Source organism: Streptomyces bambusae (assembly GCF_019400985.1).
Classification (GTDB): Bacteria; Actinomycetota; Actinomycetes; order Streptomycetales; family Streptomycetaceae; genus Streptomyces; species Streptomyces bambusae_A.
This window is the reverse complement of record NZ_WTFF01000422.1, coordinates 1-5,271: the sequence shown is the minus strand read 5'-3', so window position 1 is coordinate 5,271 and position 5,271 is coordinate 1. Positions and strand designations below refer to the sequence as shown.

Genomic DNA, 5,271 nt, shown 5'->3' with positions numbered 1-5,271 from the left:
CCCCGGCACTCCCTGCGGGCCCTGAGGCACCCGGCGCTCACCGCCGCCGTGCAGCGCGCCGGGCGGCCGGACCGGGCGGGCGGCGGTCAGGCACTCGCCGCGGCGCGGCGCGCGCTGGACGTCGTACGCGTGCTGGAACGGCACCCGCTGGGGGTGAGCGGCAGGCAGCTGGGCCGGGAGACGGGGCTGGCCGGGGCGGAGCTCGGGCCGGTGCTGGCGATGCTCTGCGAGGAGGAGTACGCCTGGTGCCCCGCCCCGGACGTCTACGGGCGGGGCCCGGCGCTGGACCGGCTGGCGGCGCCCGGCGGCTACGGCCTGCCGGCCCAGCTCCAGCGCACCCTGGCGCTGGCCCGCGACAGCGTGGGCGCGGCGGTCTACCTCAGCCGGTACACGGCCGGCGAGGTCCTGATCACGCAGATGGCGGACGGGCCCGGGACCCCGCCGGTGCGGGAGTGGTTCGACTTCAAGGCGGCCGCGCACGCCAGCGCGGTCGGCAAGTGCCTGCTGACCCAGCTCGACCACGACGGCCGCGCCGACCACGTGGCCCGGCACCGGCCGGCCCGGCTGACCCCGCGGACGATCACGGACAGCCGGGTCCTGTTCAGCGCCCTGGACGCGCTCGGGCCGGGCGAGCCGGTCTTCGACCTGCGCGAGTACTCCCCTGGCGTGGTGTGCTCGGCCGTCCCCGTCTCCGTCGGTGGTACGGCGGGCAGCCTGGCCCTGTCGTTGCCCGTGGCGCACGCCCACCGGCTGCGGTCGGCGACCAGGCAGCTGCGGCGCAAGGCGGTGCCGGTGCTGCTGGCGCTGCTGCTGACCGGGGCCATCCCGCCGGACGGCCCGGCGGCGGAGCCGGCGCCGGCGGACCTGGCGGTGACCCCGCAGACGGTGCGGCACCTGCGGAGCATCTTCCGCAGGCGGTTGCGCGGGGCGGGCGGCTCGGCGGGGCCGCACCTGGTGAGCGATCCGGCGGCGGCCGCGGCGTACTTCTTCGACACGGAGACGGAGGCGGACGGGGAGCACCCGTCCCTGGCACTGCCGCTCACCTGCACCCCGTACGAACCGCAGGAACGGGAGGGCGAAGGCCTGCTGGTGCTGAGCATGTGACCCGCGGCCCCGACCGGCCCCGCCGCGGTCCGGCCGGGCCGGACCGGGCCGGACCCGGCCCGGCCCGGGAGAACGCCGAAGGCCGTGACCCGTAGGTCACGGCCTTCGCCTTGTGTGTCCGAGGGGGGACTTGAACCCCCACGCCCGATAAAGGGCACTAGCACCTCAAGCTAGCGCGTCTGCCATTCCGCCACCCGGACCGGTGGTCTCTCGCGGTTTCCCGCGGCGACATGGACAACAATAGCAGGGCTTCGAGGTGCTCTTCACCCGCATAAGCGGTGGTCAGGGGCAGCGGATGACCTGGCCGGCGTAGGAGAGGTTGCCGCCGAAACCGAAGAGGAGCACCGGGGCGCCCGACGGGATCTCGCCACGCTCGACCAGTTTGGCCAGCGCCATGGGGATGCTGGCGGCCGAGGTGTTGCCCGAGTCCACGACGTCGCGGGCGACGACGGCGTTCACGGCGCCGATCTTCTGCGCGACCGGCTCGATGATCCGCAGGTTCGCCTGGTGGAGCACGACGGCCGCCAGGTCCTCCGGGGTGACCCCGGCCCGCTCGCACACCTTGCGGGCGATCGGGGGCAGCTGGGTGGTGGCCCAGCGGTAGACCGACTGGCCCTCCTGGGAGAAGACCGCCGGGCTGCCCTCGATCCGGACCGCGTTGCCCATCTCCGGGACCGAGCCCCACAGCACCGGGCCGATGCCGGACTCCGCCGGGTCGCAGGCCACGACCACGGCCGCGCCCGCGCCGTCGCCGGTCAGCACGCAGGTGGTGCGGTCGCTCCAGTCGGTGACCTCGGTCATCTTGTCGGCGCCGATGACGAGCGCGCGGGTGGCCGAACCCGCCCGGACGGCGTGGTCGGCGGTGGCCAGGGCGTGGGTGAAGCCCGAGCAGACGACGTTGATGTCCATGACGGCGGGGGCGCCGCGCATGCCCAGCCGGGCGGCGACGCGGGCCGCCATGTTGGGCGAGCGGTCGACCGCGGTGGAGGTGGCGACGAGGACCAGGTCGATGTCGTCGGGGGTGAGGCCGGCGGCGGCCAGGGCCTTGCCGGCCGCCTCCGCCGCGAGGGCGTCGACCGGCTCGTCGGGGCCGGCGACGTGGCGGGTCCTGATGCCGACGCGGCTGCGGATCCACTCGTCGCTGGTGTCCACCAAGGCCGCGAGGTCGTCGTTGGTGAGGACCTTCGCCGGTTGGTAGTGCCCCAGCGCCACCACGCGTGATCCGGTCATGGGCGCGGTCGTGGGCACGGTCATCGGCGGATTCCCCCTGTGTCGGTGTCAGGACGTCCCAGCTTCGCCTGCTACCGGCCGGTACGGGTGCGTGTGACCCGACAGGATTGGCACCCCCCGTTTTGGAGAGTCTCCTGAGCCTTCATGGCGTACGGGAGAATGGACGCGGACGGCGGCGGCCGACGAGGTGCGAGGGCCTCGGACGGGTTCGGGGACGAGGCCGAACACGGGCACGAGCACAAGCACAGACATGAGTACGAGCATGCGTACGAGCGCGGGGAAGGCGGACGGAGCGGCATGGGACGGGTCACCGAGCGCCGGCGCGTCGTACGGGTCCGGGGCGGAGCGGCCGGCGTGCGCCCGGACACGCTGGTCACCGAGGAACCGCTGGAGATCCGGCTGAACGGCAAGCCGCTGGCCATCACCATGCGGACACCGGGTGACGACTTCGCGCTGGCCGTGGGCTTCCTGGTGAGCGAGGGCGTGCTGGCCGAGGCGTCGGACGTGCGCGCCGTGACGTACTGCGAGGGCGCGACCGACGAGGGCGCCAACACCTACAACGTCGTCAACGTGCAGCTGGCGCCGTCCGTGCCGGTGCCGGACATCACCCTCGAACGCAACGTCTACACCACCTCCTCCTGCGGCCTGTGCGGCAAGGCCAGCCTGGACGCCGTCCGTACGGCGACCCGCTTCCCGGGCCTGGCCGCCGACCCTGTGCGGATACCGGCCGAGGTGCTGGCCGTGCTGCCGGACCGACTGCGGGCGGCGCAGAAGGTCTTCGACCGGACGGGCGGTCTGCACGCGGCCGGGCTGTTCTCCGCCGACGGCGAACTGCTCGACCTGCGCGAGGACGTGGGCCGCCACAACGCCGTGGACAAGATCATCGGCCGGGCGCTCCAGGCCGGGCGGCTGCCGCTCGCGGGGGCGGTGCTGCTGGTCTCCGGGCGGGCCTCCTTCGAGCTGGCGCAGAAGGCCGTCATGGCGGGCCTGCCGGTGCTCGCCGCCGTCTCGGCGCCCTCGTCGCTGGCGGTCGACCTGGCGCTGGAGTCGGGGCTGACGCTGGTGGGGTTCCTGCGGGGCGGCGACATGAACATCTACGCGGGCGAGGAGCGCATTTCGCTCCCGGCGGGCTGAGCGGAGGGCCCGGTGCGCCCGGCGGCGGGGTGGGGGTCCTGACGGGCCAGGCGGTTCGGGGGTGTCCGGCGCGGCCCGTCAGCGCTTCTTTCTGCGGCGGCGTTCCGCGCGGTCCGGGCGGGCGGCGGGCGGGTCGATGCGGTGGAGGTCGAGGGTTGGCGGCAGCGGGGTGCCGGGGCCGCCCGCCGCCGCCCAGGCCGCGATGTCGTCGGTGGCGTCGTCGTCGAGGACCCAGCCGAACCAGGCCGCGCGGGCTCCCCGGCGGCGCGCCTCGCTGCTGGGCTGGACCACGACCACGTTGGCCTGGGCGCACGGGCCGAGGCAGTCGACCGTACGGACCGCGATCCGGCCTTGCGAGTCCTCGGCGGCCGCGCGCAGCCGGGCGAGCTGGCCGGCGTGGTCGGTGCCGGGGTTCTTGCGGGGGTCGCCGCAGCAGCAACCGCGGCAGACCACCAGGGTGCAGGGTCGTTCGGCGTGGGCGCCGACGGAGCGTATCCAGGTCACCGACGCACGGTATCGGAGGCCTCGGCGGCGCGCGGGGGCGGTGGGGCACCACCCAGCGGTAGCTGGGGGAGGGCGTCGCGGCTGCGCCGGCGGGCGATGACCGCGCACACCATGAGCTGCATCTGGTGGAAGAGCATGAGCGGCAGCACGGCGAGACCCGCCTGGGCGCCGAACAGCACGCTGGCCATGGGCAGTCCGGCGGCCAGGCTCTTCTTGGAGCCGGCGAACTGGATCGCGATCCGGTCGGCCCGGTCGAAGCCGAGGCGCCGGGCGCCGTACCAGGTGAGCAGCAGCATCGCCGCCAGCAGCGCCGCCTCGACCAGCAGCAGCGCGCCCAGCCGGGCGGCGCTGACCTGGTGCCAGATCCCCGCCGCCATGCCCGCGCTGAAGGCGGCGTAGACGACGAGCAGGATCGAGCCCCGGTCGACGTACCCGAGCACCTTCTTGCGGCGGGACAGGAAGCCGGCGGTGCGGCGGTGCAGGAGCTGGCCGGCCAGGAAGGGCAGCAGCAGCTGGACGACGATCCTGGCCAGCGAGTCGAGCGAGAAGCCGCCCGCGTCGCCGCCGAGCAGGGCCGCTGCCAGCAGGGGGGTGAGCAGTATCCCGGCGAGGGAGGAGAAGGATCCGGCGCAGATGGCGGCCGGGACGTTGCCGCGGGCGATGGAGGTGAAGGCGATGGAGGACTGGATGGTGGAGGGGACCAGGCAGAGGAAGAGCAGGCCGGCGTGGAGCGGCGGGGTGAGGACGGCGGGGACCAGGGCGCGGGCGGCCAGGCCGAGCAGCGGGAAGACCAGGAAGGTGCAGGCGAGCACGGTCAGGTGGAGCCGCCAGTGGCGCAGGCCGTCCAGCGCCTCGCGGGTGGAGAGCCGGGCTCCGTAGAGGAAGAAGAGGAGGGCCACCGCGCCGGTGGCGGCACCGCCGGCCGCCCCCGCAGCGGCGCCGCGGGCCGGGAAGAGGGCGGCGAGGCCGACGGTACCGAGCAGCGCCAGGACGTACGGGTCCACGGGCAGCCGGGCGGGGATCCGCAGCAGCCAAAATCGGCGGGACGGGAGGGAGGGGTAGGTCGGGCGGGGCGCGTGGGGCGGGCGGGGCATCGGCTCACTTGCTCGGTCGGATCGGGCCAGGGCGGGCGGGTCACGGTACGCCACCGGACGGGCGGGCCGGTAAGGGCGGCGGACTGTCGGGGGCAGGACGGCCGGGCCGGGGGGTGTGTCCTATACACATCTGACGCTGCCGACGGACGTACCCGGGTCGGCTTGAGTTGGCCACGGCGCGCAAGCACGATCAATGAAGATAACG

General features: G+C 74.7%; 4 protein-coding genes, 1 tRNA gene and 1 pseudogene. 2 read left to right on the top strand and 4 right to left on the bottom strand.

Going from position 1 to position 5,271, the window contains the following annotated elements:
• Positions 1 to 114: 114 nt before the first annotated feature.
• Positions 115 to 813: pseudogene (locus GPJ59_RS38975) on the top strand (IclR family transcriptional regulator domain-containing protein); the annotation flags it as partial.
• 406 nt (positions 814 to 1,219) lie between these two features.
• Here GPJ59_RS38975 and GPJ59_RS33115 read toward each other — a convergent pair.
• Together GPJ59_RS33115 and GPJ59_RS33110 are read right to left on the bottom strand one after the other, a co-directional pair.
• Positions 1,220 to 1,304: transfer RNA gene (locus GPJ59_RS33115), tRNA-Leu, on the bottom strand.
• A gap of 82 nt (positions 1,305 to 1,386) precedes the next feature.
• Positions 1,387 to 2,334: a beta-ketoacyl-ACP synthase III gene (locus tag GPJ59_RS33110; protein WP_219671615.1), complete on the bottom strand. Its 948-nt coding sequence runs from the start codon at positions 2,332 to 2,334 to the stop codon at positions 1,387 to 1,389.
• Positions 2,335 to 2,631: 297 nt separating this feature from the next.
• Between GPJ59_RS33110 and fdhD the strand changes: the two genes are divergently transcribed.
• Complete coding sequence (fdhD, locus tag GPJ59_RS33105; RefSeq protein ID WP_219671616.1) at positions 2,632 to 3,468, top strand: formate dehydrogenase accessory sulfurtransferase FdhD; 837 nt, start codon at positions 2,632 to 2,634, stop codon at positions 3,466 to 3,468.
• 78 nt (positions 3,469 to 3,546) lie between these two features.
• On the opposite strand, the gene GPJ59_RS33100 is transcribed toward fdhD, so the two are convergent.
• Both GPJ59_RS33100 and GPJ59_RS33095 read right to left on the bottom strand, forming a co-directional pair.
• Positions 3,547 to 3,972 carry a (2Fe-2S) ferredoxin domain-containing protein gene (locus GPJ59_RS33100; RefSeq protein ID WP_219671614.1) on the bottom strand — a complete coding sequence of 142 codons (426 nt, stop codon included), beginning with the start codon at positions 3,970 to 3,972 and terminating at the stop codon, positions 3,547 to 3,549.
• Positions 3,969 to 5,066, bottom strand: a complete 1,098-nt coding sequence (locus tag GPJ59_RS33095) for a bile acid:sodium symporter family protein (RefSeq protein ID WP_219671613.1) — start codon at positions 5,064 to 5,066, stop codon at positions 3,969 to 3,971. Before GPJ59_RS33095 ends, GPJ59_RS33100 begins: the two co-directional genes overlap by 4 nt.
• Between the last annotated feature and the right edge of the window lie 205 nt (positions 5,067 to 5,271).

Bases quoted from the DNA above. Each gene is read 5' to 3' on its own strand.
- GPJ59_RS33110 (WP_219671615.1), bottom strand. From the start codon at position 2,334: ATGACCGGATCACGCGTGGTGGCGCTGGGGCACTACCAACCGGCGAAG.
- fdhD (WP_219671616.1), top strand. From the start codon at position 2,632: ATGGGACGGGTCACCGAGCGCCGGCGCGTCGTACGGGTCCGGGGCGGA.
- GPJ59_RS33095 (WP_219671613.1), bottom strand. From the start codon at position 5,066: ATGCCCCGCCCGCCCCACGCGCCCCGCCCGACCTACCCCTCCCTCCCG.